The sequence below is a fragment of the Croceibacterium atlanticum genome, from assembly GCF_001008165.2.
Lineage (GTDB): Bacteria > Pseudomonadota > Alphaproteobacteria > Sphingomonadales > Sphingomonadaceae > Croceibacterium_C > Croceibacterium_C atlanticum.
Genome location: NZ_CP011452.2, coordinates 557785 through 583979, shown reverse-complemented (window position 1 = coordinate 583979; position 26195 = coordinate 557785). Strand labels below are relative to the sequence as shown.

The window sequence follows — 26195 nt, the reverse complement described above, 5'->3', positions numbered from 1 at the left end:
CTTGTTGCTTGCGAACCGGCCTTACGCGGTCATCAAAACGCCGCGATAGATCGGATCTTCCATTGCCCGTCCGGTACCCACGGCAACGCAGGACAGCGGATCCTCCGCAATGCTGACGGGCAGGCCGGTTTCTTCCTTCAAATGATCGTCCAGGCCGCGAATCAACGCACCGCCGCCAGTCAGCACGATCCCCTGGTCCACGATATCCGCCGCCAGTTCCGGCGCGGTATTTTCGAGGGCGATACGCACGCCTTCCACGATGGCGCCGATCGGTTCGGAAAGAGCCTCCGCGATATGCGACTGGTTGATCGTGATCTCCTTGGGCACGCCATTCACCAGGTCGCGGCCCTTGATCGTGATAATTTCCCCGGTGCCGTCTTCCGGCACGGTGGCGCAGCCATAATCCTTCTTGATGCGTTCCGCCGTGGCATCGCCGATCAGAAGATTGTGGTGTCGGCGGACATAGGAAACGATGGCTTCGTCCATCTTGTCGCCGCCGGTGCGGACACTGGTGGTATAGGCCAGGCCGCGCAGTGACAGCACGGCCACTTCGGTCGTGCCGCCGCCGATATCGACAACCATGGAACCGACAGGTTCGGTAACCGGCATGTCCGCCCCGATGGCCGCAGCCATGGGTTCCAGGATCAGGAAAACTTCGGAGGCGCCGGCATTGCTCGCCGCATCGCGGATCGCGCGGCGTTCCACGGAGGTCGAGCCCGAGGGAACGCAGATCACGATTTCGGGATAGCGGAACAGGCTCTTCTTGCCGTGCACCTTGCGGATGAAATACTTGATCATTTCTTCCGCGATTTCGATATCGGCAATCACGCCGTCGCGCAGCGGGCGGATCGCTTCGATATTGTCCGGCGTCTTGCCCATCATCAGCTTGGCATCGTCGCCCACGGCCTTCACGCGCTTGACGCCGTTGATGGTTTCGATGGCGACAACGGAAGGTTCGTTCAGAACGATGCCCCGGTCCTGCACATAGACCAGCGTATTGGCCGTACCGAGGTCGATGGCCATGTTCTGCGAACCGAACTTGAACAGCTGAGAAAAGAAGGAACTCATCGACCGATCCGTATCTCACCGCAAAATTTCTGGCAGGCCGGGATGCGAGCGGCTTGCGCAAACCGGAAGAGCCGGCTCCTTAGCTTGCTGTGCCGTGAAAGGCCAAAAATTTTGTCGATTTTCGGGGAGTTTTACACGGCTCGTCTCGAAATCGAACTGGGCGGGCGTTACTAGGGCCCAATGTCCGCAATTCGCCGCCTTCCAGAGACGCTGATCAACCGCATCGCGGCTGGCGAAGTGGTGGAACGGCCCGCCTCCGCCCTCAAGGAACTGGTAGAGAACGCAATCGATTCCGGCGCAACCCGGATTGCCGTTACCATTGCCGAAGGCGGGCTGGCACGGATCGAAGTTACCGATGATGGCTGCGGCATGACCGCGGATGAAATGGCGCTGGCACTGGAACGCCACGCGACGTCCAAATTGCCGGACGATGCGATCGAACAGGTGGCTACGCTCGGCTTTCGCGGGGAAGCCTTGCCTTCCATCGCCAGCGTCGCCCGCCTTTCTCTGGAAAGCCGGGTGCGCGGCGCGGAACAGGGCTGGAAGCGCGTTGTCGATCACGGCCAATTGATGGAGGAAGGGCCGGCCGCCCTCCCGCCGGGCACGCGCGTCCGGGTGGAAAACCTGTTCGGCCGTATTCCGGCGCGGCGCAAATTCCTGCGCACGCCGCGCAGCGAATATGCCGCCTGTCTCGACGTGGTCCGCCGGCTTGCAATGGCGCGACCGGATATCGGCTTCACCTTCCAGCACGGGGACCGCCGGATCCTCGGCCTTCAGGGCGGGGAAGGGACAGAAGCGCGCGTGGCGCAGATCATCGCCCGCGAACTGGCGGATAACGGCGTTTCGATCGATCTTGAACGCGGGGAGATGCGGCTGACCGGGCTGGCCGGATTGCCGACCTACAATCGCGGCGTGGCCGATCATCAATATCTGTTCGTCAATGGCCGCCCGGTGAAGGACCGCGTGCTGACGGGGGCAGTGCGCGGCGCCTATGCCGATATGCTCGCGCGGGATCGGCACGCAGTGCTGGCCCTGTTCCTGCAATTGCCGCCCGAGGATGTGGATGTGAACGTCCATCCGGCCAAGACGGAGGTCCGCTTTCGCGATGCCCCGGCGGTGCGCGGTTTCATCGTTTCCGGATTGCGGCAGGCGCTTTCCACCGGCGATCGCCGCAGTGCGCAGGCCCCCGATGCGGCCGCCATGGGCCGCTGGCAGGCGGAGCCGGCAAGGGATGAGCCATCGCCCGCCCTTCGTTCGATCTTCTCCGGACGGGACTGGAGCGCGCCTTCGCCATCGCTCGCCGAACCGCGCCCCGTCTGGCGCGGCAGTGAATCCGAAGTGCTGGCCGCGCCGCAGGGCCGCGCCGAAATGGCCGAGGAACTGCCGGAGGAAGCAGGCCAATACCCGCTGGGCATTGCCAGGGGGCAAGTGGCCAACACTTATATCGTCGCCGAAGCAAGCGACGGGCTGGTCCTGGTGGATCAACACGCAGCGCATGAAAGGCTGGTGCTGGAACGGCTCCGCGCAGCCGGGATGAGCGAAAAGATCGCCGCCAGCCAGGCCCTGCTGATGCCGGAAGTAGTGGAACTGGACGAACCGGCCTGCGACAGGCTGGAAGACCAGGCGGAAAAGCTGCTGGAATTCGGGCTGGTCATGGAACGCTTCGGCCCTGGCGCAATGCTGGTTCGGGCCTTGCCAGCCGCGCTGAAAAATGCCGATCCGGAAAAGCTTCTGATTGACCTCGCCGATGACATTGCCCGGCATGGCGACAGCCTTCTGTTGGGGGAGAAGATCGAATATGTGCTGGCCACGATGGCCTGCCACGGGTCGGTCCGCGCAGGGCGCACAATGTCAGTGGCAGAGATGAATGCACTTCTGCGTGAGATGGAACGCACGCCGCGTTCAGGACAATGCAACCATGGGCGGCCAACTTGGGTTAAATTGTCCATGGAGGACGTCGAAAAACTTTTCGGGAGACATTGATGCGGCGCATGGTCTTGGCGGTTCTGGTTCTGGCCGGCTGCTCCGAGGAAATCTCGCCAGAGGAACGTGCGGCACAGGCGGAACGCGATATCGCCATGGTGGAAGAGGCGAACAAGATGGGCGCGCCCCTGCGCGAGATCACGCCGGAACCGATCCTCTATCCGGATATCGAACGGTATGATCTGCTCGGCAAAGCCTGCAATTTCGCCCCGGGCACCAGCCTGGGCACACGCGTGATTGCCCGGCCGGTCGATGCATTCGTCAAGGTGGAGGGCGAAATGATGCGCTTTGCCGCCGATCCGGGTGCGCGTGAACTGCTGAACGGCACGCGCTCGGTCTATAATGGCCGGGAATATTCGCTGCAGCTCCGGCTCGATGGGGAGGGGGAGCCGTCAGAGGGGGAAAGTGTCGATTACGAAGGCACTGTCACCCTCCGCGATCCCCAGGGCCGCGTGGTCTATGAAGGGACGGGGCTGGCCCAGTGCCGCACCTGATCATCAGGCCAGCGCGCGCAGCAGCATCCACAGCCCCATGCCCATCATGGCGAGGTTCTCTGTCAGCGAGACAAAGCCCAGCGGCACATTCCCGCTGCCGCCCACGCAGGCGCATTTGATCTCCCGCTTCTGCACATAGACCGCATAGAATACCGATACGGCGCCAACCGTGCCAATGAACAGGGCAATTGGGATCGAAAGCCAGGGCAGCAGCCTTCCGGCCATGAGAATAGCCGCTGCCCCCTCAAGAAATGGATAGGCATAGGCATAAGGCACAAATCGCCGCGCCAGCAGGTCATAGCCGACAAACATGGTCGAAAAGGTTTCGACATCCTGCAGCTTGGTCATGGCCAGCATCGCCATGGAAAAGGCTACGAACCATTCGGCCCCGCGAATGGTGAGAGCCGTGCCGAAAGCCCACAGGCTCAGCGCGACTGCCAGCCCCAGCGCGACGCCGAATATCGCCAGCACCGGCTTGTAGCTCGTCTCGCCTTCTGCGGGCAGGCTTTGCCCGAAATATTCGCGCAGGGAATCATATCCGCCGATCCGTTCCCCGCCGATAAAGGTCTGCGGCGTGGTTGCCACGCCGTGCCGTTCCTTGAACGCATCGGTCTGTTCACGCGTGGTGAGATGGTGGTCTTCCACCGTGTAGCCATTGCGTTCCAGCAACCATCTGGACTTCACGCCATATGGACAGACATGCTTTTCCATGACCATCCGGTAGAGGGAGGCATTCTTGCCGCTGGTCCCTGCCTTGTTTTTTGCCGCGGAAGACATGTCGTTCATAGCCGGAAACTCGGTACTCTTCCGTCCGGACCAAGATCCGGCACGATCCGGTAACGGGCGAGGAACAGGCTGAAGATTCCAAACAGCACGAGGCCGACTGCCACCAGATCGAACCAGATCCCGTCATCGCTTAGCGAGGCAATTGCCCCGCCAAGCGAAACCACTTCGGAACTGGTCGAAAACCAGGCCGATTGAATCAGCGACCAGCCGATTACCGCGAAGACCACAGCCCGCGCAGCATAGCCCAGGCCTCCGATCCAGCGGGTGGCTGATGGGGCAGCAGAGCTGACCCGGTTCATGAATTCGCCGGAAACGCCCTTTTTCGCCTGGAATATGGCTGTCAGCAAAAAGGCAGCGCCCAACAGGCCCAGGACGAAGGAACCGAGCTGGAAGGAAAGGACGCCGGCCGCGGCTTCCTGCGCAGCATTGCCGCCAGAGCCGCTGCCCGTTGCAAGCTGGAAAGCGGTATAGGCAAGGACAAGGTGGCCAATGGCGCTGCCGGCATGGCCGATCCTGATCGCAATCCCCTTCTTGTCGCTGCCCTCATGTTCGATGTCGAATAGCGGGGAAGCGAAACGGAACAGCGCATAACCGACCATCCCGATTGTAACGATCCACAACAAGGCCGTGCCGGCCGGGAAATCCTCTATCGCCCGGAACACGCCTTTCGCGCCATCCCGCACCTGATCGGAACTGTTCAGGGCAAGCACCCCGATCATGCCGTAAAGCACCGCTCTCGAAAGATAGCCGAGCCTTACAAGCCAGCGAATTTTATCAGATGCCTGAAGCATTACTTCCCCTGTCAGTTCGGGAAGTTAACGGACATCTCGGCAATTCGTGCCCAAAGGCCTGCGTCAGCGCACTCGCTTGACGTAAAGCTGGTTGTCCGCGCGCCGTTCCAGCTTGAAATTGTCGCTGGCGGCCTGGATCAGGTCGGACAGACGCTTGTAGCCATGGTTGCGCACGTCAAAGCTGGAACGATTGCCGGCGATCTGGCCGACTTCGTGCAGGCGGGCAAAACCTTCGTCATCGCGGCTGGCCGCCTTCCACGCACCGCCCAGCAGTTCGATCAGGTCCTTGTCGATCGGGCTGGTGGACGCGGGTTTCCCGTCTTCGGATTCGGATGTGCGGATCAACTGGTCCACATCGATGAAGCGGGTGCAGGCCGTCTTGAACGGTTCAGGCGCCTTGGCATTGCCGAAACCATATACGGTCAGCCCATCCTGCCGCAGCCGCGTGACCAGCGGAGTGAAATCGCTGTCCGAACTCATGATGCCGAACCCGTCGACCTTGCCGCGATAGAGCAGATCCACGGCGTCGATCGTCATCGCCATGTCAGTGGCGTTCTTGCCCTTGGTCAGATCGAATTGCTGCATCGGCTGCAGGCCGTAGCGATGGGTGATCTTGCTCCAGTTGCTGAGCGCCGGCTTGGCCCAATTGCCATATGCCCGGCGGATATTGACCTGCCCTAGCTCCGCCAGAACGGTCAGCACCGGGTCGATCCCGGCGTGGCTGGCATTGTCTGCGTCGATCAGCAGCGCGATGTTCTTGAGTGCTTCCTCTTCCATGACCCGCTTGATGGCGGGGAGGGGCGCCCAAGGCAAGCGAAGGCGCCATAGCCAGGCTCATACAATTGTGGACGGGTGTGCCCGGCGCAGCATCCGGCAAAGAACAAGCTTTCCTACAACCATTCCCGTACTGTTTCCGGGCAAAATGCCTATGCCAAGCCGCAAAAGCCTGAGAAATCGCAAAAATCCGCGTGCGGTTGGGCCGGGTATTTTCGCGCTGGAACAGTGTTCCAAGTGTTCCAGCGCGCCCGGCCGCACTCGCTTGTCAGGCCGGAGCGAAAGCGCCGGTTTGCTCGTCCAGCAGATGCAGCACGCCATCGGAAATGGCGAAGAAGGCCCCGCTCAGGCGCAATGTGCCGCGGCTTTCCTTTGCCTGCACGCAAGGGAAGGTCCGCAGATTGGCAAGGCTGACCTTCACCGCGGCCTGTTCCATGGCCAGTTCTGCCTCGCGGCCGCTCGTCCCCAGCTTGCTGGCGATCGGGGCGCGGGCTTCGTCCAGCATTTCGATCCAGTCGGCGATAAAGCCGCCATTGCCCGGTTCACTGCCATGCATGGATTGCGTCAGCGCCGCCTGGCAACCGCCGCACATGCCATGGCCCATCACCATGATTTCCTTCACCTTGAGTACCTGCACCGCGAATTCCAGCGCGGCAGAAACGCCGTGATGGCCGGGATTGGTTTCAAAAGGCGGCACCAGAGCGGCGACATTGCGGACCACGAAGATCTCGCCCGGGCTGACATTGAAGATCTGTGAAGGATCGACTCGGCTATCGGAACAGGCGATGACCATCACGCTCGGTTGCTGGCCTTCGCTCAGCGCTGTCCATCGCTCCCGCTCGGGCTTCCAGCCATGTTCCCGGAAATGGTGATAGCCTTCAATAAGCTCGGAAAGTTCGGAAGAAATATGTGCCATGAAGGGAGCAGATGCCCCTCGGCATTGCCACTGGCAAGAGCCTTCCCTAAGTGAGCGGTTGATGAATGATCTTTCGCAAGCTCCACGCCAGCCGCGCCAACGCAAGCCGGACTGGATCCGCGTCAAGGCCCCGATCAGCAAGGGCTATCACGAAACGCGCAAACTCATGCGGGACCTCGGCCTGAATACGGTGTGCGAGGAAGCGGCCTGCCCGAATATCGGCGAGTGCTGGACGAAAAAGCACGCGACGGTGATGATTCTGGGCGATGTCTGCACGCGCGCCTGCGCGTTCTGCAATGTGAAGACGGGGATGCCGCGCAAGGTCGATCCGCTGGAGCCGGAACATGTGGCCGTGGCCGCCGCGAAAATGGGCCTGGAACATATCGTCATCACCTCGGTCGATCGCGACGATCTTCCCGATGGCGGGGCCGGCCAGTTCGTGAAAGTTATTGAGGCGCTGCGCCGCACGACCCCGAACACGACTATCGAGATCCTGACACCCGATTTCCGCGGCAAGATGCGCGCGGCGGTGGAAGCGATCTGTGCGGCCGGGCCCGATGTCTATAACCACAATCTCGAAACCGTCCCGCGCCTTTATCCGACGATCCGGCCCGGTGCGCGCTATTACGCGTCGCTCCGCCTTCTGGAAGAAGTGAAGAGCCACAACCCGCTGATATTCACCAAGTCCGGCATCATGCTGGGACTGGGTGAGCAGCGCCTGGAAGTGCACCAGGTCATGGACGACATGCGCAGCGCCGATGTCGATTTCATCACCATGGGCCAGTATCTCCAGCCGACCCCGAAACATGCCAAGGTGGAAGATTTCGTTTCGCCACAAGTGTTCGAAGCGTTCGGTTCGGTCGCGCGGGCCAAGGGATTCCTGCAGGTCGCGTCCACTCCGCTGACGCGTTCCAGCTATCACGCGGGCGAAGATTTCGCCCAGATGCAGGCCGCACGCGAAGAAAAGCTGGCAAAACAGGCGAAGCGCACCGCCTGATGCCTGGAATTCACGAAACACGTCGCCTGCCATATAGCGCGGAGCAGATGTTCGATCTTGTTGCCGATGTCGGCAACTATCCCGAATTCCTGCCCTGGGTCGTCGCCACGCGTGTGCGCTCCGACAATGGCGAGGAAATGGTCGCGGACATGCTGGTCGGCTTCAAGGCTCTGCGCGAAAAGTTCACCTCGCGGGTGGAAAAGCAGCGGCCGGAACGGCTCGAAGTGCATTATATCGACGGGCCGATGCGGGATCTGGATAATGTCTGGCTGTTCCGCCCGCTGGAAGGCGGGGGCTGCGAGATCGAATTCCAGGTAGATTTCACCTTCAAGAACAAGATGTTCGAAATGCTGGCGGGCCAGTATTTCGACCGCGCCTTCCGCAAGATGGTGAACGCCTTCGAAACGCGCGCGGACGAACTTTACGGCAATAGCAGTTCGAGCGCGCAAAGCGTCGCCTGACGCCTCACGCCGGAGCGGTCATGCTCCTCGAACAGGCGGGATTCGGCATCAGGCTCTTCCTCGTCGCGCTTTGCGCGGGCGAACACCACTGTGCCGACCGGCTTCTTGTCGGTCCCGCCATCGGGCCCGGCAATCCCGCTGATCGCCACGGCGATATCAGCGTGGCTGTTTTCCAGTGCACCCCGGGCCATTGCATAGACACAGGCGACGGAAACCGCGCCAAAAGCGTCGATAATGTCCTCCGCCACACCCAGGCATTCCTGTTTCGCCTCGTTGGAATAGGTCACGAAACTGCGGTCCAGAACAGCGGACGAACCGGGAATCTCGGTCAGTGCAGCCGCCACCAGGCCGCCAGTGCAGCTTTCGGCCAGCGCGATCTTGCGACCGATCGCGGCATTCTCCTCGACCACGCGGCGGGCGAGGGAAACGATGTCTTGAGGAAGAAGTGAATCGGTCATTCGTTTTCCAATTGCTGGGACCGGAAAGGGCGCAGCCTGTCTTTTCCGGCGATGTGCTGCGCTTCCCTGCCCGTCACAGCGGGATCAAGCTTGCCACCGCCTGCGCCGCGATTCCCTCTCCGCGGCCGGTGAAGCCCAGTTTCTCTGTCGTCGTGGCCTTCACGCTCACCGCATCTACTCCCGTGCCCAGCAGCTCCGCAAGCCGGTGTCGCATCGCATCGCGATGTGGCCCGATTTTGGGCGCTTCGCAGATTAATGTGAGGTCGACATTGCCGATCCTGTAACCCGCTTCCTTCGCCAGTCCGACAGCATGTTCCAGAAAGCGGCTGGACGGAGCGCCTTTCCACCGGGAATCGCTGGGCGGAAAATGCTGGCCGATATCTCCGGCAGCGACCGCGCCCAATATTGCATCCACCAAAGCGTGAATGCCGACATCGGCATCGCTGTGGCCGGCCAGCCCTTGCACATGATCGATCCGCACGCCGCACAGCCAGAGGTCTTCACCATCGGCAAGGCGATGCACGTCGAAGCCGGTCCCGATCCTCGGAAAGGATGGAAGGGGTGGGGCGCTATCCGTGAAATCCTCCGCGAATGTCAGCTTCCGCAGCCTCTCGTCGCCTTCAACCAGCGCTATCTCGAGACCGGCCGCGCGTGCCACCTGCGCATCATCGCCCGCGTTGGGTTCCCCATGCCAGTTCCGGTGCGCTGAGAGTATATCGGCGAAGCGAAAGGCCTGGGGCGTCTGAACGCGCCGCAGCGCCTCGCGCCGGGCGCTGCCGGCCATCACGCCATCCGCCGCCAGGGCGATACTGTCGACAACGGGCAGAACAGGGATGGCACTGGACCACTCGTCCAGCGCGCGGAGCAGGTCGTGAACGACGCGCTCGGGGCAATCCGGGCGGGCCGCGTCATGGATCAGCACCATTTCGGGCATGATGCCCTCCAGCGCCTGCAACCCGAGATGTACCGATTCCTGTCGCGATGCCCCGCCGGTAACCAGCACGACATCTCCGAGCCCGTCGAGCGCCTGGGCGGCAAGCTGATCGGCATTCTCGGGAATAACCGCCACAATATGGCTCGCACCGGCATTCCGCATCGCCTCTGCCGCATGGCGGAGAACGGTCTTTCCGCGCCAGGGCGCAAATTGCTTGGGCAAGGGCTGACCGGCGCGTAGCCCCTTTCCGGCGGCGACGATCACCGCGGCGAAAGGGATCCGGTTCTGGTCAGGAGATGAGGGCATGGCGCTGGCTGGGCGCTAGCGCCTTGCGAGGGCAGTCGCAATCCACTATGCGCCTGCCTATTATTTAGGCACTGCATGACTGAAACTTCTCTTCCCACCCCACCGGCGCTGAAGCCGATCGATGTCGGCTCCATCAGGATCGACTGTCCCGTCGTGCTTGCGCCGATGACGGGCGTTACCGATTTGCCGTTCCGCAAACTGGTGCGCCGCTATGGTTCCGGCCTCAACGTAACCGAAATGATTGCCAGCCAGGCGATGATAAGGGAGACGCGCCAGTCGCTGCAGAAGGCCGCCTGGGACGAGATCGAAGAACCCGTTTCCATGCAGCTTGTCGGCTGCGATCCCGAAAGCATGGCCGAAGCGGCCAAGCTCAATGCGGATCGCGGGGCTGCCGTTATCGACATCAATTTCGGCTGTCCGGTTCGCAAGGTCGTTAACGGCTTTGCCGGTTCCGCATTGATGCGGGAAGTGCCGCTGGCGACGAAGCTGATGGAAGCAACGGTGAGGGCCGTGTCCGTACCGGTCACCGTTAAGATGCGCATGGGCTGGGATCATGCCAGCCTGAATGCGCCGGAACTGGCCAGGATTGCCGAAGATCTGGGCATCAGGATGGTTACCGTCCATGGCCGCACCCGCAACCAGATGTACAAGGGCAATGCCGACTGGTCCTTTATCCGCAAGGTGAAGGATGCGGTTTCGATCCCGGTCATCGTCAATGGTGATATTTGCGGCGTGCAGGATGCGGCGGATGCGCTGGAACAATCCGGCGCCGATGGTGTGATGATCGGTCGCGGGGCCTATGGCAAACCATGGCTTCTGGGCCAGGTCATGCATTGGTGGCGCACGGGCGAAATGCTGCCGAGCCCGAGTTTCGACGAGCAATATGATGTGCTGGTCGAACATTATCGCGCCATGCTGGATCATTACGGCGCCGATGTGGGCGTGAAGATCGCCCGCAAGCATCTGGGCTGGTATACCAAGGGGATGCATGGCTCCGCCGAGTTCCGGAACAGGGCCAATTTCATCGACGATCCCGAACAGGTTCTGGGCGAGCTGGAACGATTTTACGAACCGTTCCTCAGGCGGCGCGCGGCGTGAGTGATATCCTCGCCGGTCCGCCGGAACCGCGCGAGCAGATCGCTGGATTGACCTTCGCCTTGCTGCTGGTCGATCCGGACCTCGTCATCCGCGAGGTTAACCCCGCGGCGGAGAATTTGCTGGGCCGCAGTTCCCGCCGCCTGATCGGCAAGAAGTTGCTGGATATCCTTGTTTTCGCGGAACAACGTATTGTCGAGCGGCTGGTTGCACAGGAAGAATCCCAGCTAGTCGCGCGGGGGCTTGCCCTACAGGTGGACGACCGGGCAATGACCATCAATCTTACCGTTTCGGCCGTATCCTCCCGCCCAGGCTGGCGTGTAGTCACGCTGTCCGATGCCGGGCAGGGCGATCGGCTTGGCGATGAAGATCGCGCCAGCGGCTTGCGCGGCCCCGCCATTCTCGCGCACGAGATCAAGAACCCGCTTTCCGCCATTCGCGGTGCGGCTCAGCTTGTTTCACGCAAGCTCGAAGAAAAAGACCGTGCACTGACCGGCCTCATTGCCGACGAGGTGGACCGGATCGCGCAGTTGATCGACCGGATGCAGCGCCTGGGAAGAGAGCAGCCGGAGCCGGTTTCCCCCTTCAATCTTCATGCCGCGATTCACCGGGCCTGCGATACCGTGGTGGCGGCAAGTTCCAGCCCCGTCCCGATCCGGGAAGAATTCGATCCTTCGCTGCCGCCCGTGCTGGCCAATGAAGGGGCGCTGGTACAGGTTCTCATCAACCTGCTCAGCAATGCGCGGGACGCGTGCGAGGGGCAGGACCAACCGGAAATCGTGGTGCGCACCCGGTTCGTCAGCGGTCTGGTGATGAATGTGATCCGCCTGGGCAGACCTGTTAAGCTGCCGATCGAGGTGCAAGTGAGCGATAATGGACCGGGGATCGATCCGGCCCTGCGCGATCACATTTTCGAACCCTTCGTATCGAGCAAGAAGAACGGGCAGGGCCTTGGCCTCGCCCTGGTTCACAAGCTGGTGCGCGACATGGACGGACGGATCAGCCATGAGCGGGACGAAGACGGGGGATGGACGCATTTCCGCGTGCATCTGCCCATGGCGAAATAGGGACAGGCGGGGGAAAAGAGGCAATGGGCAGGCGCGCGCTGCTGGTTGAAGACGACGCTTCGATTGCGATGGTGATCATGGCGGCTCTGGAGGAGGAGGCCTTTACCGTCGATCGGTGCGACAGCATTGCCTGCCGCGACCGGAAACTGTCCGAAAACGAATATGACGTAATGCTCACCGATGTCCTTCTGACGGATGGGGACGGCATCGCGACACTCGGCGATGTGCAGGATATTTGCCCGGATATGCCGGTCATCATCCTGTCGGCGCAGAACACGCTGGATACCGCGGTACGCGCGACTGATAATGGCGCATTCGAATATTTCCCCAAGCCCTTCGACCTGGACGATCTGGTGCGCGCGGCCTGCCAGGCGGCTGACGCCACTGTCGGCGGCGCCACCACCGAACCGGCGGCGCCCGACGGACTGCCGCTGATCGGCCGCAGTCAGGCCATGCAGAATGTGTATCGGATGATCACACGCGTCCTGCGAAATGACCTGACCGTGCTTATCCTTGGTGAATCCGGCACCGGCAAGGAATTGGTGGCGGAAGCGATCCATCAATTGGGATCGCGCAAGGATGGCCCTTTCGTGGCGGTCAATACGGCGGCCATTCCGCGCGAACTGATCGAAGCCGAATTGTTCGGCCATGAAAAGGGCGCTTTTACCGGCGCCGTCAGCCGCAATATCGGCAAGTTCGAACAGGCGCAGGGCGGTACGCTGTTCCTGGACGAAATCGGCGATATGCCGCCGGAGGCGCAAACCCGCCTGCTGCGTGCGCTGCAATCAGGACGAATCCGCCGCGTGGGCGGGCGGGACGAAACCGCGATTGATGTGCGCATCATTGCGGCGACAAATCGCGACCTTGCCCCGATGATCGCGGATGGAAGCTTTCGCGAAGATCTCTATTACCGGCTCAACGTCGTGCCCATCCACTTGCCGCCTCTGCGCGAGAGGGAAGGCGATGTGACGCCGCTGGCCGTCCACTTCCTGCAGTGCGCCTCCGCCGAAGGGTTGCCCGCGCACAGCTTGTCCAAGGAGGCCGCGAACCTGCTGGCCACGCAGCCGTGGCGGGGCAATGTCCGCGAATTGCGCAATTTCATCTATCGCATCGCCTTGCTGGCGCGCGAGGAAGAAATCGATGCGGAGACGGTCCGGCAATTGCTTTCAAACCGGCCAAACGCCGAAACCGCTGCACCGGGCAACCAGGATTTCAGCCACGTTGTAAAATCATGGCTTTCGCGCTGCGATTTCACGCCGGGCACCCTGTATCACACTGCGCTGGCGGAATTCGAAAAACCGCTCTTCGAACATGCCTTGCGGGAGACGGCGGGCAATCAATTGCGCGCGGCGCAATTGCTGGGCATCAATCGCAACACCCTGCGCAAGCGACTGGATGATCTGAATATCGATCCGGAACGTTTCACCCAGCGCAACTGACGGCGCGTCCGCAAACTATTACATAATTGCCCTTGCAAAACTGCAACAGCTTCGTTGTAGGATTGCAACGATGGATTCACATGCCGAGCCCAATCGCCTGAGGCGACTTCCGCGCTGGTGGCGCCGATCCATGGTGATCGCTCGCCGGGCGAACCTGTATTTCTGGCTGGAAGTCTCCTCGGCGATTGCGCTGCTGGTCATGCTGGCGGCATCCTGGCTGACACTTGCAAGCTTCTCCGATCCGGGGGAGCCGGTTCCTTCAACCCAGGCGGCAGCCATGCTGGTGGGGACGCTTATCCCCGCATTGGCCCTGATCGTGCTGTTCGGGCGGCGCATGGCAATCAGGCGGGCCGGCGGAACCACGGCGCGTCTGCACGTCAATCTGGTGTTCTTCTTCTCGCTGGTCGCTGCCATCCCGACGCTGCTGGTGGCTGTCTTTGCCAGCATCCTGTTCCAGTCGGGTGTGGAGTTCTGGTTTTCCGACCAGCAACGCGGAATATTGGAGGACGCGAACGAGCTTGCACGCGGTTATTACGACGAAAATCAACGTTCCATGAGCGCGCAGGCCATGGCGATGGCGGGCGACCTGCGTTTCGTGCTGCAAGGCTCGGACCTGACCAGTCAGGAGTTTCAGGAACAATACGGCCTGCAGGTCTATTCCCGCGATCTGAATGAAAGCGCCATCCTCCAGGAAGGAGAGAATGGCGCTCTCAACGTCGTGGCGATCGTTGATCCGAGCGAGGATTTCAGCCGCCAGCGTGTTTCGCCGGAAGTGCTCCAGCAGGTCCGCAATAGTGAAGAGGCCGTGGTCACGGCCACGCGCGACCAGATCGAAGTGGTCACTGTGCTCGATCAGCCTTCAGGGCTCTATCTGTATGTCATGCGTGACGCGAACCCCCTGGCGTTCAGCCAGTGGGAACTCGCGGAGAACGTTACGCGCGGTTATGATCTGCTTACCCAGCGGGTTCGCGTGTTGCAGGTCCGTTTCAATCTGGCCCTGTTCTTCGTATCGCTGGCCCTGGTCGGCCTGGCAGTGTGGTTCGCCCTGCGTTTCGCCGATCGTCAGGTAAAGCCGTTGACGGAACTGGTGAGTGCCGCGCGCGAAGTCGGCAGCGGCAATTATGCGCTCCGCATCGAAGGGCGCACCGGCCCCGATGAAATCGGCCTTCTCAACCGCGCCTTCAACCGCATGACCGCGCAGATCGAACGGCAGACGGATGCCCTGATCGGCGCCAATCGGCAGCTTGCGGATCGACGGGCATTTATCGAGGCGGTGCTGCAATCGATCACAGCCGGCATCATCTCGGTCGACAGGGAAGGGCAGGTCCTGTTGATGAACAGTTCCGCACAGAACCTGTTGCTCGACACTGCGGGGCCAACGCCTGTCGGGTTGGAACTGTCGGTCGTCGCCCCGCAGATCGATGCGCTTCTGAAAAGCGAAACCGGCAGCGGTATCGTGCAATATAACCGATCCGGCGAATTGCTGACGCTTGCGGTGAAGGTCGCGCCTTCGGCAGAAGGCCATGTGATCACTTTCGAAGACATCACCCGCCAGCTGATCGACCAGCGCCAGGCGGCATGGTCCGACGTTGCCCGGCGTATTGCGCATGAAATCAAGAACCCGCTCACGCCGATCCAGCTTGCCGCGGAACGGCTCAAGCGCCGGTATCGCAAGCAGATCCATGAAGACGGCCAGCTGTTCGAGGAATTGACCGGCACGATCATTCGCCAGGTCGGCGGCCTGCGAAAGATGGTCGATGAATTCTCGTCCTTCGCCCGCCTGCCAAAGCCGGTCTTCCGGCATGAAGATGCGGTCGATCTCGTCCGCCAGGCGCTGTTCCTGCAGGAAGTGGCCCATCAGGAAGTGGATTATCGTTTCGAGGCGGAGCCTGACCTTCCGCATATCGATTGCGACCGGCATCAGTTCGGCCAGGCCATGACCAATGTGCTGAAGAACGCGGCGGAGGCGGTGGATGCCCGCGCACGGGGCGAAGATCAGGCATTTCGCGGCCGCATCAATGTCAGCGTATTTGCTGACAACAGCTATTTCTGCGTTCGCGTGGTCGATAATGGCGTTGGACTGCCGCAATCGGCCGAACGGATCATGGAACCCTATGTCACGACGCGGGAGAAGGGCACCGGGCTCGGCCTCGCGATCGTGAAGAAGATTGTCGAAGAACATGGCGGCGAACTGACTTTCACGCCCGCCGATGGCGGCGGCACCTGCGTCACGCTCCGTTTCGCCCGCGATCCCGCCGCTGCCGCGACGAATAGCGAGGCGGCAGAATGATTTCCAAGGAGAAGCTCTGATGGCGCTCGACATCCTGGTGGTGGACGATGAGCAGGATATTCGCGAACTCGTCGCCGGCGTTCTCAGCGATGAAGGCTATGAATGCCGCACCGCTGGAGATTCCACTTCCGCCCTGAAGATGGTGGATGAAAGGCGGCCCAGCCTCGTGCTGCTCGACGTGTGGCTGCACGGCAGCCCGATGGACGGGCTCGAAGTGCTCGACGCGATCAAGGCGCGGGAACCGGAATTGCCCGTCATCATCTTTTCGGGCCATGGCAGCATCGATACGGCCGTTTCCGCTGTCAGCCGCGGTGCGATGGATTTCATCGAAAAGCCGTTCGAGGCGGAACGGCTGCTTCTACTGGTGGAGCGGGCGACCGAAACCGAACGCCTCCGCCGGGAGAATGCCCGCCTGCGCGAAGGCATCGCGCTGGACGAGGAATTCACCGGCAATTCCAGCGCCATCAACCAGGTGCGGGCGACTTTGAAGCGCGTGGCCAGCACTGGCAGCCGTGTGCTCATCACCGGTCCGGCGGGGGCAGGGAAGGAAGTGGCCGCGCGCCTGCTTCATTCATGGAGCCCGCGCGCCGAAAAGGCATTTGTTACGGTCAATTCCGCACGGATAACGCCCGAAAGGTTCGAACAGGAATTGTTCGGCGAGGAAGCTGACGGGAAGCTGGTGCGCCCCGGATTGCTCGAAATGGCCGACGGGGGAACGCTCTATTTCGACGAAGTGGCGGATATGCCGCTCAATACGCAGGCGCGGATCCTGCGCGTATTGACCGAACAGAGCTTCGTCCGTGCGGGCGGCAATCGCCAGATCGGTGTCGATGTACGCGTGGTTTCATCCACGGCGCGCGATCTGGAGAAGGAGATCGCCGAAAAGCGGTTCCGCGAAGACCTGTTCTATCGCCTGAATGTCGTGCCGGTGACGATTCCTTCGCTGGCGGAACGGCGGGACGATATCCCGGCGCTGGCCGACCATTTCTTTACCCGTTATGCGCGGGAGCAAGGCGTGCAACCGCCAGAGATAACGCCGGAAGCACTGGCATCCCTGCAAGCCTATGACTGGCCGGGAAATGTGCGCCAGCTGCGCAATGTGGTTGAACGGACGGTGATTCTCGCCCCGCGTGACCGGATTGCACGAATCGAACCGGATATGCTGCCGCCGGAAATCACCGGTGGTTCGGGGGAAGGCGGATCGGGCATCACCACATTGATGGGCGTCCCCTTGCGAGAGGCGAGGGAGAGCTTCGAACGTGAATATCTGCGCATCCAGATTCGGCGCTTTTCGGGCAATATTTCCAAGACCGCCGGCTTTATCGGCATGGAACGTTCGGCATTGCACCGTAAGCTCAAGCTGCTCGGCATGAACGATCGGAACGATTTGCCCGAGAAGGAATGAACAAAAATTCCCGATCCGGAAACGCGGATGGCGATCGGGAATTGCGCAAATGCTCCAAGCTTTATAGGCTTATGTCGCGTTAATCGGTTGCCGGCCATTGGACCAGGCAGGCGCCAGAATGCGGTGCGCAGTTGCGGCCGCCAACAAGAAGTGGAGTCATTCGAATGACCAAGGGTACCCTGTCCGCCCGCGCCAGACCTCCGAAAGTGGAGGAAACCCCGCCCGCGCCCAATGGTGGCAAGACAGGCAATCTGCAGGATCTGTTCCTCAATCACCTTCGGCGCGAAAAGATGCCGGTCACGATGTTCCTGGTCAAAGGCGTGAAGCTGCAGGGCATCGTCACGTGGTTCGATAATTTCTCGATCCTGCTTCGGCGCGATGGACAGTCGCAGCTGGTTTACAAACATGCGATTTCCACCATCATGCCCAGCGCACCGGTCGATGCCGAACAATTCGGCATGGGTGGCGACGGCGGCAAGAAACAGCGTCTGCTGCAGGAAATCTTCCTGTCACGCGTCCGTGATGCCGGCGTTCAGGTCACCATGTTCCTGGTGAATGGCGTGATGCTGCAGGGCCGGATCGCCGCCTATGACCTGTTCTGCATGTTGCTGGAACGCGAAGGATTCGTGCAGCTTGCCTACAAGCATGCGGTTTCCACGATTCAGCCTGCGGCCCCGGTCGATCTGTCGACTGATCTGGGCGACGACGGGGGCGATTCAGTCTGATTGTTGATGACGATATCGCCGGCGAGGTAACTCGCGGCGCGCGGGCCCTGGTGGTCTGCCCGGACATACGCGGCCAGCGTCAATCGCAGGATCCCGAATCTCGCCTGGAAGAGGCCAAAGGTCTCGCCCAAGCGATCGGAATCGTGGTTGCCGAAGCCTTCATCCTGCCTGTTCGCGATGTGCGCCCCGGCACCTTGTTCGGCGAAGGCCAGATCGAACGGATCGACAGCGCCTGCAACCTGAACGAGGCGGAACTGGTCATCGTGGACGGCGCGCTGTCCGCTATTCAGCAGCGAAACCTGGAAGAGAAGCTGAAGCGCAAGGTCATTGACCGGACCGGGCTGATTCTGGAAATTTTCGGGGAGCGTGCGGCAACCGCGGAAGGGCGGCTGCAGGTCGAACTCGCTCATCTGGATTATCAACAGAGTCGCCTTGTCCGCAGCTGGACCCATCTTGAGCGGCAACGCGGCGGTTTCGGCTTTCTCGGCGGCCCGGGTGAAACACAGATCGAGGCCGACCGTCGGATGATCCGTGCCCGCATGGGCAAATTGCGCCGCGAACTGGAACAGGTGCGAAAGACACGCGCCCTCCATCGTGCCCGAAGGGGCAGGGCGCCATGGCCGGTCGTCGCGCTGGTCGGCTATACAAACGCCGGTAAATCCACTCTTTTCAACAGGTTGACCGGATCTGACGTCATGGCGGAAGACTTGCTCTTCGCTACGCTGGACCCGACGATGCGGGCCATACAGCTGCCCGGCGTGGAAAAGGCGATCATATCGGACACGGTGGGATTCATTTCCGACTTGCCGACCCAGCTTGTCGCCGCATTCCGCGCCACTTTGGAAGAAGTGACTGCGGCCGACATAATCTGCCACGTCCGCGACATGTCCAATCCGGACAATGCCCAGCAGAAGGCCCAGGTGCTGGAAGTGCTTTCAGGGCTGGGCGTGATCGAGGGCGAGGGCTCCGATCCGGCCATGCCGATTGTGGAATTATGGAACAAATGGGATCTGCTTGATGAGGACCGGGCGGCCGAACTGAAGGCCATCGCCGATTCCGATCCGGACATATTGCCGATTTCGGCCGAAACCGGCTTCGGCATCGAGGAATTGCGCGCCAGGCTCGGCGCAGTTCTCACCGCGGGCGCGCGCCTTCATTCCATCGTGGTGTCCGCCAGCGACGGGGCGCGCATTGCGTGGCTTCATGCACATGGCGAAGTACTTGCCGAAGAGGATGCTGGAGAAGGGGAGGAGGGCCCCCTGCGCCGGATTGATGTGCGACTGACCGAGAAGGAATGGGGCCGGTTTGAATCGCTGAATAGCTAGCCTTTCTCGGCAGCTTTCACGTCCTGCCAGAGCTGCTCCTGCCGATCGAGAGACAGGCCCGATAGCGAGCCACCCGCAAGTTGCTCCATTCCGCGATAGCGGCGTTCGAACTTGTCATTGGCGGATCGAAGCGCATCTTCCGGGGCGATGCCATAAGCACGCACCAGGTTGACTGCTGCAAAGAGCAGGTCGCCCGCTTCCTCGAACTGATCGTCCGGCGCCGCCTCGGCCAATTCGCCCATTTCTTCGACCAGCTTGTCTGCCGGCCCCTGAATATCGGGCCAGTCGAAACCTTCACGCGCTGCGCGCTTCTGCAATTTCTCCGCACGCAGCAGCGCGGGCAAGGCCCGGGCAACCCCGTCCATGGCGCTATTGTCGCCCTTGTCGTTCCGCTCTGCGGCCTTGATATCTTCCCATCCTTGGCGCGCCGCATCTTCCGTGCCAGCCGTGACGGCGGCGAAGATATGTGGATGTCGGGCCTCCATCTTGTCCGAGATCGAGCGGGCGACATCTTCGAACGCGAAATGTCCGGCTTCCTCGGCCATGCGGGAATGGAACACGACCTGCAGCAACAGATCGCCAAGTTCGCCGCGCAGTTCATCCATGTCAGCCCGCTCGATCGCGTCGGCGACCTCATACGCTTCCTCGATCGTATAGGGCGCGATGGTGGCAAATGTCTGCGCAACATCCCATTCGCACCCATTCTCCGGATCGCGAAGGCGGGCCATGATGGAGAGAAGACGGTTCAACTGTTCGGACATATAAGAATGATAATATACATTATGTTAAATATCGGATCTTCTATGTCTGACGAAGGCATCATCGCCCTCATGGCGAAACTGCTGTGATCACAGCGGTCACCAGCAGGAAGATCGCACCCCAGGCCAGCGCCATTACCACCATCTTCTTCGCGCCCAGGCGCTGTGCACGAAACGCACTGACTGCAAGGATCAACCAGCCAAGCAAGGCGATCAGCGAGAGCCAGTTCAATTGCGTCATAGAACGAGCGTCAATCCGTCATAGCCGACCAGCACATTATCCGGCACTTCGCGCGACAAGGTTGCATAATCCATGCTCTTGTCCAGATGCGTGAGAACGCATTGTCCGGCTGAACAGCGTTTCGCCAGTTCCAGGGCCATGGAGAGATTGGCATGTGTAGGATGCGGTTCACGACGCAGACAGTCGCTGACCAGCAGGTCCACACCATGGAATAAATCCACCATATCTTCAGTAATTTCACTGAAATCAGTGGCATAACCAATCGACTTGCCGTCCGCCTCGAACCGATAGGCCGTGCTCATGGCTGGGCCATGGGGCATGTCCGTCCAGTCAATGGCGAAACCTGCATGGATCCGCACCGTATCGAGCGAATCCAGCTGGACGATGGTTGAATAGCCGTGCTGACCGGCAAAAACATAGCCGAAACGCTGCCTTAGCCGCTGCACCGTATAGCTGTTGGCAAATCCGGGCAGAGGTGCATTGCGGCCAAAGCGCATCGGCCGCAGATCGTCTATCCCGTGGCAATGATCGGCATGGTCGTGCGTCCAGAAAACCGCATCCACCTTCGCAATCTGATTGTCGAGCAGTTGCCGCCGCAAATCAGGTGACGTGTCGACCAGAAGCCGCGCACCCTCCTTGCTCTCCACGATTATCGAAACACGCGACCGGCGGTTCTTCGGTTCAGCCGGGTCACATTCGCCCCAGTCATTGCCGAGGCGCGGCACACCGGTTGACGTGCCGGAGCCGAGCATCAACAGTTTCACGTTGCAGCCTTGCTGAACAGGTTGAAGAAATTACGCGTGGTAATTGCCGCGAGATCGTCCACGCTCTGACCGCGTAATTGCGCCACAAACTCGGCAGTATTGCGGACATAGGCAGGTTCGCAGGTCTTGCCACGATGGGGTATGGGCGCGAGAAACGGGCTGTCCGTTTCAACCAACACGCGATCATCGGGAATTTCCGCCGCAAATTCCTGCAGTTCCTTCGCATTCTTGAAGGTTACAATGCCGGAGAGCGAGATCGTGAGGCCGAGATCCAGCACGCGACGGCCAAATTGGGCCGATGCAGTGAAGCAGTGGATCAGCGCGGGGAAAGCCCCCTTCTCCATCTCGTCTTCAAGAATGCTGGCCGTGTCCTCCTCGGCATCGCGCGTATGGATGATGATCGGCAAGCCCGTGTCGCGTGAGACGGAAATATGCCGTCTGAACAAGGCCTTCTGAACGTCCCTGTCGGACTTGTCGTAATAATAGTCGAGCCCGCTTTCACCGATGCCGATGACGCGAGGATGGTTGGCTGCTTCCAGCAGAGCGCCCTCACCCAGATCGGCATGTTGATCCGCCTCATGCGGATGGATGCCCACGCTGGCCCAGACATCCTGTTCACGCTCCGCCGTTGCGATCACCGCGTCCCATTCGCTTCGGCGGGTGGAGATATTGAGGAAGCACCCCACCCCGGCCTGCCGAGCACGATCGAGCACGGCCGGCTGATCTTCGACAAGGCCTTCATAGTTCAGATGGCAATGACTATCGATCAGCATCAGCTTGCGGCCTCTTCGGGCATGTCCAGCCTCGGGAAAGCGGGACTGGGCTGATCGACGCGAATTTCATCCATTGCCGGGTCATGGGCAAGCGCAGCAAAATCGCGCGCGTCCTGCGCAACGCACAACGCATCAAGAATCTTGGCAGCCGCAGTCGGCGTCACGGGCGAGACAGCAATGGCCAGATCGCGAATACAACCGATCAACGTGGCCAGGACACGCTGCATCCGTTCCGGGTCTGTCTTGCGCAAGGCCCAGGGCGCCTGTTCATCGATATAGGCGTTGCAGGCGAATACAGCCTGCATCCATGCTTCCAGTCCGGCGGCAAAGGCCAGTTTCTCGAACGCGTCGGGCAGTTCCACGGCGCAGGCATGATTGACCTTCTCGCGCAGGGCCTTGTCCACATCCTGCACCGGCGCTTCCGCCGCAAAATTGCCGCCGCAATTCTTGGCGATGAAGCTCATCACGCGCTGGGCCAGATTGCCGAAGCTGTTGGCCAGTTCCGAATTGGCGCGATTGACGATCGCTTCGGCCGACCAGCTGCCATCCTGCCCGAAGCTGAATTCGCGCAGCAGGAAATATCGCAGGATATCGACGCCGAAACGGTCGGCCAGTTCACCCGGATCGGTCACATTGCCGACGGATTTCGATTCCTTCTGCCCGCGATTGAGCAGGAAGCCATGTGCGAAAACCGATTTCGGCAGGGCAATGCCCGCGCTCATCAGAAACGCCGGCCAGTAAACCGCGTGGAACCGCACGATATCCTTGCCGATCAGATGCACATCCGCAGGCCAGAATTTCGTGAAATCAGCGGTTTGATCCGGATAGCCGAGACCGGAGATGTAATTGGTCAGCGCATCGACCCAGACATACATCACGTGGTTTTCCGCGCCGGGAACCTTCACTCCCCAGTCGAAGCTCGTGCGGCTGACGGAAAGGTCGCGCAGCCCACCTTCCACGAAGCGCGCGACTTCATTGAAGCGGCTTTCCGGACGCACGAAGTCGGGATTGTCGCGATACAGGGCGAGCAGAGGTTCCTGGTATCTTGACAGGCGGAAGAACCAGCTTTCTTCCACGGTCCATTCCACCGGCGTGCCCTGCGGAGAGAGCTTTTCGCCCCCTTCCCCTTCAATCAGCTCGCTCTCGTCATAATAGGCTTCGTCCCGGATCGAGTACCAGCCTTCATACCGATCCAGATAAAGATCGCCATTTGCCTCCATCGCTTTCCAGATTGCCTGGCTCGCGCGGTGGTGCGCATCTTCGCTGGTACGGAAGAAACGATCAAAGGAAATGTTCAGTTTTTCGAACAATTCCCTGAAATATCCGGACATTTCATCTGCCAGAGCGCGCGGTGTCACACCCAGTTCGCGCGCCTTCTGCGCCATTTTCAGGCCGTGTTCGTCCGTGCCGGTCTGGAAGCGGACCTCACGCCCTCGCAGGCGCTGGAAACGCGCGCAAACATCGGCGGCAATCGTTTCATACGCATGGCCCAGATGGGGCTTGCCATTGGGATAGTGGATTGCGGTGGTTATATAAAAAGGCTCAGCCATGGGCCGTTTCCCTAGGGATGGCGAGGTTGGTGAGCAAGCTGCCGATTTCCATTACCAGCAACCCCGCGTCGAAATTGTAAGTCGGAGCCTGTGCGGCGAGCCGGGCCAGCTCTGCATGAGTCTCTGTCAGGGCGGGAATAGACTGGCGATCTGTCCTGCTCATGCGGGCGGCGACGACAGCTCTGGCCAGTTCGACCGCGGCCAATTGCCGTTTGCGGTCGGGACGGGCGCCCATTGCTTCGGCCAGCCTGCCGCGGCGCGAGAAATCGGGATCGCCATTTTCAGCAATCTCGATCATCAGCCGGTGCAGCTTGCCCAGATCCAGATCGACGAATTCCAGTGCCGCCCCCGGCGATCCCCCCGCCGCCGCAATGGCGGCATGGCGCATGGCATCGTCGGCCTGCGGTTCCAGCTTGCGCAGGATATTGTCCATTTCCTCATCGCCCACAGGCGGAAAAGTCAGCAACCTGCAGCGCGAGCGGATAGTCGGCAGCAATCGGCCGATCCGATGCGCGATGAGCAGGAAGAACGTGCCGCCCGGCGGTTCTTCAAGGCTCTTCAGCAGCGCGTTGGCGGCGCCTTTTTCCAGATCGTCAGCCGGATCGACAATGATGACACGGCGGCTGCCCAGAGTCGGCCGGGTCGATAGCCGCCGCTGCATGGCGCGCACCTGATCCACCGAGATATTCCGCTTGAGATTATAGGGCTTGCCCGCCTCGCGCTTCTTCTCATCATCGGCGCTGGCCGGCAGGTTCTGGAGAACGATAATGTCCGGATGGTCATGCGGAGGCTGGGCAACACCGGCTTCGGACACGAGTTCCCGCGCGGCATCCAGCGCAAAACTGGCCTTGCCGGTCCCCCGGCGCCCGGAAAGGATCCACCCATGGTGCATACGCGGACCGGCCATTGCCGCGCGCCATTCGCCCCATGCTGCGTCATGTCCGGCCAGGATCATGAGGCCTTCCCCAATAGCGGTTCGACTGCCTGCATGATCCGCGCATGGATTTCCTCCGGCGTTCCATGCCCTTCAATCCGCACGAAGCGGGCTGGATCAGCTTCCGCCAGCCTGCGAAATGCGGCGGCAACATCGGCATGATATTGCGCCTCCCGCCCGCCTATCCGGTCGCTCTGCCCGGCGTCGCGAATGGCCAGCCTCTCCCTCGCTTCATCAGGCGCGATTTCGATCAGGATAGTCAGATCGGGCAGCATTCCACCCGAACCGATCCGGTGGAGCGTCACCACGTCATCGTCGGAAAGGCCCCCTGCCCCGCCCTGATAGGCGCGGCTTGAATCGATAAAGCGGTCACAAACGACCCACTGGCCGTCCTGGAGGGCGGGCCGGATGGCCTGAGATACGTGATCGGCTCGCGCCGCGGCGAACAGCAAGGCTTCCGCTTCTGCATTCCAGTGCATTGCCGGATCGAGCAACAGGGCGCGGATCGCCTCCGCCCCGGATGTACCGCCCGGTTCCCGCGTTTGCAGCACGCGGATTCCGCGCGCCTCCAGCGCATCGGATAAGAGCCGGGCCTGGGTGGATTTACCGGCACCTTCACCGCCTTCAAGGGATATGAAACGCCCGGCCATCAGGAGAAAAGCCCGGTCACGCCGTTACGAATGCGCTGAAGAAAATTGGCCTTGGCCACTTCTTCCCCCGCGATCAGAGGAACATCATGCGGCTGCTGACCGGCCACGGAAACACGCAGCCACCCGACCCTTTCGCCAGCCGCGATCGGCGCGCGCAAGGGGCCATGATAGCGGATCGAGAGTTCGACCTCGGGCGTTTCGCCCTGCGGCATGCTGGCCAGCACGCGATTTTCGGTGCGCAGTATCACGCCAGCCTGCGCACCATCCTGCACACGGGCCTCGCCAATCTGAAAACCGGCGGGCAGGATTTCCTGCGTATCAAAGGCTCCGAAGCCCCAGCGCAGAAAATCGCGCGCGGCCTGGTCCCGCAATCTTGCGGCAGGGGCGCCGGCAACCACCATCACCAGGCGCCGGCCGTCACGTTCTGCAGAGCCGAGGAAATTGTACCCTGCCTGCCTTGTATACCCCGTCTTGATGCCATCGGCACCGGCGACCACTCCGGTTACCGGATCGTGATTGTTCTGGGCATAGCCGCCATAGCGCATTCCGCGATGGCCGAAATAACGACGATAAAGGTCGGGATAACGAGTGGTCAGCGCTTCAGCCAGAAGCGCCAGATCGCGCGCCGTGGTGAATGTGCGCCCTTCATCCGGCCAGCCATTGGGCGTACCGAAATAAGTGTTGCGCATCCCCAGCTCTGCCGCATTCTCGTTCATCAGGGCCAGCCAGCCTTCCAGCGATCCCAATGATTCCAGTGCGATGGCGACAGAAGCATCATTGGCGGAAACCGTGGTAACGCCCAGCAGAAGCTGCCCCACCGTGACCTTGTCACCCGCCTGCAGAAACATGGTGGAGCCTTCGCCCGACCATTCATCAGCCAGTTCGCGGCTAATTTCGACCTCGGTCTGCGGATCCAGCTTCCCTTCTTCGATCAAGCCGAACGCAGTATAGGCCGTCATTACCTTGGTAACGGAGGCCGGGACGAAGCGCCGATCTTCCTCGCGCGAATATAGCGTCTGCCCCGATGCCAGATCGACCATCAGCGCAATCGGGATTTCCTGGGGGACAGGCGGCTTGCCTGGCTCCGCCTGTGCCGCCTGCACGGCAGGGGCTGCCAGCGGGACAGCGGGCATTGCTGCCAGAACCAGCGCCGCCGCTGCGCGAAGATGAATAATACCCGGTTTCAAATGTGCTCCAGCCGCCAGCGCGGC

At 61.1% G+C, this 26195-nt stretch carries 26 protein-coding genes; 11 read left to right on the top strand and 15 right to left on the bottom strand.

Going from position 1 to position 26195, the window contains the following annotated elements:
* Positions 1-21: 21 nt before the first annotated feature.
* Positions 22-1068 carry a rod shape-determining protein gene (locus WYH_RS02795; RefSeq protein ID WP_046902623.1) on the bottom strand — a complete coding sequence of 349 codons (1047 nt, stop codon included), beginning with the start codon at positions 1066-1068 and terminating at the stop codon, positions 22-24.
* Between the two features lie 180 nt (positions 1069-1248).
* On the opposite strand from WYH_RS02795, the gene mutL reads away from it, so the two are divergent.
* Together mutL and WYH_RS02785 are read left to right on the top strand one after the other, a co-directional pair.
* A complete protein-coding gene (gene mutL / locus WYH_RS02790) occupies positions 1249-3051 on the top strand; it encodes a DNA mismatch repair endonuclease MutL (RefSeq protein WP_046902622.1) in 1803 nt (600 codons plus the stop codon).
* Positions 3051-3545: a hypothetical protein gene (locus tag WYH_RS02785; protein ID WP_053833364.1), complete on the top strand. Its 495-nt coding sequence runs from the start codon at positions 3051-3053 to the stop codon at positions 3543-3545. Before mutL ends, WYH_RS02785 begins: the two co-directional genes overlap by 1 nt.
* Before the next feature lie 3 nt (positions 3546-3548).
* Here the strand turns inward: WYH_RS02785 and WYH_RS02780 are convergent, their stop codons facing one another.
* The 4 genes from WYH_RS02780 to WYH_RS02765 form a co-directional block, all read right to left on the bottom strand.
* Positions 3549-4331, bottom strand: a complete 783-nt coding sequence (locus WYH_RS02780) for a MauE/DoxX family redox-associated membrane protein (RefSeq protein WP_235979781.1) — start codon at positions 4329-4331, stop codon at positions 3549-3551.
* A complete protein-coding gene (locus tag WYH_RS02775; RefSeq protein WP_046902621.1) occupies positions 4328-5122 on the bottom strand; it encodes a DUF1206 domain-containing protein in 795 nt (264 codons plus the stop codon). Before WYH_RS02775 ends, WYH_RS02780 begins: the two co-directional genes overlap by 4 nt.
* Before the next feature lie 63 nt (positions 5123-5185).
* Complete coding sequence (locus tag WYH_RS02770; RefSeq protein WP_046902620.1) at positions 5186-5899, bottom strand: NYN domain-containing protein; 714 nt, start codon at positions 5897-5899, stop codon at positions 5186-5188.
* 265 nt (positions 5900-6164) lie between these two features.
* Positions 6165-6812 carry a carbonic anhydrase gene (locus WYH_RS02765; RefSeq protein ID WP_046902619.1) on the bottom strand — a complete coding sequence of 216 codons (648 nt, stop codon included), beginning with the start codon at positions 6810-6812 and terminating at the stop codon, positions 6165-6167.
* A 61-nt stretch (positions 6813-6873) separates the two neighbouring features.
* On the opposite strand from WYH_RS02765, the gene lipA reads away from it, so the two are divergent.
* Positions 6874-7809, top strand: a complete 936-nt coding sequence (gene lipA / locus WYH_RS02760) for a lipoyl synthase (protein ID WP_046902618.1) — start codon at positions 6874-6876, stop codon at positions 7807-7809.
* Positions 7809-8270, top strand: a complete 462-nt coding sequence (locus WYH_RS02755; RefSeq protein ID WP_046902617.1) for a type II toxin-antitoxin system RatA family toxin — start codon at positions 7809-7811, stop codon at positions 8268-8270. The genes lipA and WYH_RS02755 overlap by 1 nt, the downstream gene beginning before the upstream one ends.
* On the opposite strand, the gene WYH_RS02750 is transcribed toward WYH_RS02755, so the two are convergent.
* Positions 8231-8728 (bottom strand): CinA family protein, encoded by a 498-nt coding sequence (locus WYH_RS02750; RefSeq protein WP_179945425.1) that lies wholly within the window; start codon positions 8726-8728, stop codon positions 8231-8233. The two genes, WYH_RS02755 and WYH_RS02750, sit on opposite strands and share 40 nt — an antisense overlap.
* Positions 8729-8801: 73 nt before the next feature.
* Positions 8802-9968, bottom strand: a complete 1167-nt coding sequence (locus tag WYH_RS02745) for a bifunctional 2-C-methyl-D-erythritol 4-phosphate cytidylyltransferase/2-C-methyl-D-erythritol 2,4-cyclodiphosphate synthase (RefSeq protein WP_046902615.1) — start codon at positions 9966-9968, stop codon at positions 8802-8804.
* 75 nt (positions 9969-10043) lie between these two features.
* Between WYH_RS02745 and dusB the strand changes: the two genes are divergently transcribed.
* From dusB to hflX, 7 genes are all read left to right on the top strand, one after another.
* Positions 10044-11066 (top strand): tRNA dihydrouridine synthase DusB, encoded by a 1023-nt coding sequence (gene dusB, locus WYH_RS02740; protein ID WP_046902614.1) that lies wholly within the window; start codon positions 10044-10046, stop codon positions 11064-11066.
* Positions 11063-12130, top strand: coding sequence for a two-component system sensor histidine kinase NtrB (locus WYH_RS02735; RefSeq protein WP_046902613.1), 1068 nt, complete (start codon positions 11063-11065; stop codon positions 12128-12130). The genes dusB and WYH_RS02735 overlap by 4 nt, the downstream gene beginning before the upstream one ends.
* Positions 12131-12153: 23 nt before the next feature.
* The gene (locus WYH_RS02730) at positions 12154-13569 is read left to right on the top strand and encodes a sigma-54-dependent transcriptional regulator (RefSeq protein WP_046902612.1); all 1416 of its coding nucleotides are present in this window, start codon (positions 12154-12156) and stop codon (positions 13567-13569) included.
* A gap of 70 nt (positions 13570-13639) precedes the next feature.
* On the top strand, positions 13640-15859 hold the full coding sequence (locus WYH_RS02725; RefSeq protein WP_082347770.1) for a sensor histidine kinase: 2220 nt from the start codon (positions 13640-13642) through the stop codon (positions 15857-15859).
* 19 nt (positions 15860-15878) lie between these two features.
* The gene (ntrX, locus tag WYH_RS02720; RefSeq protein WP_046902611.1) at positions 15879-17264 is read left to right on the top strand and encodes a nitrogen assimilation response regulator NtrX; all 1386 of its coding nucleotides are present in this window, start codon (positions 15879-15881) and stop codon (positions 17262-17264) included.
* Between the two features lie 164 nt (positions 17265-17428).
* Positions 17429-17989, top strand: coding sequence for an RNA chaperone Hfq (hfq, locus tag WYH_RS02715; RefSeq protein WP_046902610.1), 561 nt, complete (start codon positions 17429-17431; stop codon positions 17987-17989).
* Positions 17989-19314 carry a GTPase HflX gene (gene hflX, locus WYH_RS02710; protein WP_179945442.1) on the top strand — a complete coding sequence of 442 codons (1326 nt, stop codon included), beginning with the start codon at positions 17989-17991 and terminating at the stop codon, positions 19312-19314. Before hfq ends, hflX begins: the two co-directional genes overlap by 1 nt.
* Here the strand turns inward: hflX and mazG are convergent.
* The 8 genes from mazG to WYH_RS02675 all read right to left on the bottom strand — a co-directional run bounded on the left by mazG (position 19311) and on the right by WYH_RS02675 (position 26171).
* Positions 19311-20075 carry a nucleoside triphosphate pyrophosphohydrolase gene (gene mazG / locus WYH_RS02705; protein WP_046902608.1) on the bottom strand — a complete coding sequence of 255 codons (765 nt, stop codon included), beginning with the start codon at positions 20073-20075 and terminating at the stop codon, positions 19311-19313. The genes hflX and mazG overlap by 4 nt on opposite strands.
* A gap of 67 nt (positions 20076-20142) precedes the next feature.
* On the bottom strand, positions 20143-20313 hold the full coding sequence (locus WYH_RS16945; RefSeq protein ID WP_169780688.1) for a hypothetical protein: 171 nt from the start codon (positions 20311-20313) through the stop codon (positions 20143-20145).
* Positions 20310-21077, bottom strand: a complete 768-nt coding sequence (locus tag WYH_RS02700; protein ID WP_046902607.1) for an MBL fold metallo-hydrolase — start codon at positions 21075-21077, stop codon at positions 20310-20312. Before WYH_RS02700 ends, WYH_RS16945 begins: the two co-directional genes overlap by 4 nt.
* Positions 21074-21850, bottom strand: coding sequence for a TatD family hydrolase (locus WYH_RS02695; RefSeq protein ID WP_046902606.1), 777 nt, complete (start codon positions 21848-21850; stop codon positions 21074-21076). Before WYH_RS02695 ends, WYH_RS02700 begins: the two co-directional genes overlap by 4 nt.
* Positions 21850-23400: a methionine--tRNA ligase gene (metG, locus tag WYH_RS02690; RefSeq protein WP_046902605.1), complete on the bottom strand. Its 1551-nt coding sequence runs from the start codon at positions 23398-23400 to the stop codon at positions 21850-21852. The genes WYH_RS02695 and metG overlap by 1 nt, the downstream gene beginning before the upstream one ends.
* Entirely contained in the window at positions 23393-24355 is a 963-nt protein-coding gene (locus WYH_RS02685) for a DNA polymerase III subunit delta' (RefSeq protein WP_046902604.1), read from the bottom strand. Before WYH_RS02685 ends, metG begins: the two co-directional genes overlap by 8 nt.
* A complete protein-coding gene (tmk, locus tag WYH_RS02680) occupies positions 24352-24987 on the bottom strand; it encodes a dTMP kinase (protein ID WP_046902603.1) in 636 nt (211 codons plus the stop codon). The genes WYH_RS02685 and tmk overlap by 4 nt, the downstream gene beginning before the upstream one ends.
* A complete protein-coding gene (locus WYH_RS02675; RefSeq protein ID WP_235979779.1) occupies positions 24984-26171 on the bottom strand; it encodes a D-alanyl-D-alanine carboxypeptidase family protein in 1188 nt (395 codons plus the stop codon). The genes tmk and WYH_RS02675 overlap by 4 nt, the downstream gene beginning before the upstream one ends.
* Positions 26172-26195 lie beyond the last annotated feature (24 nt).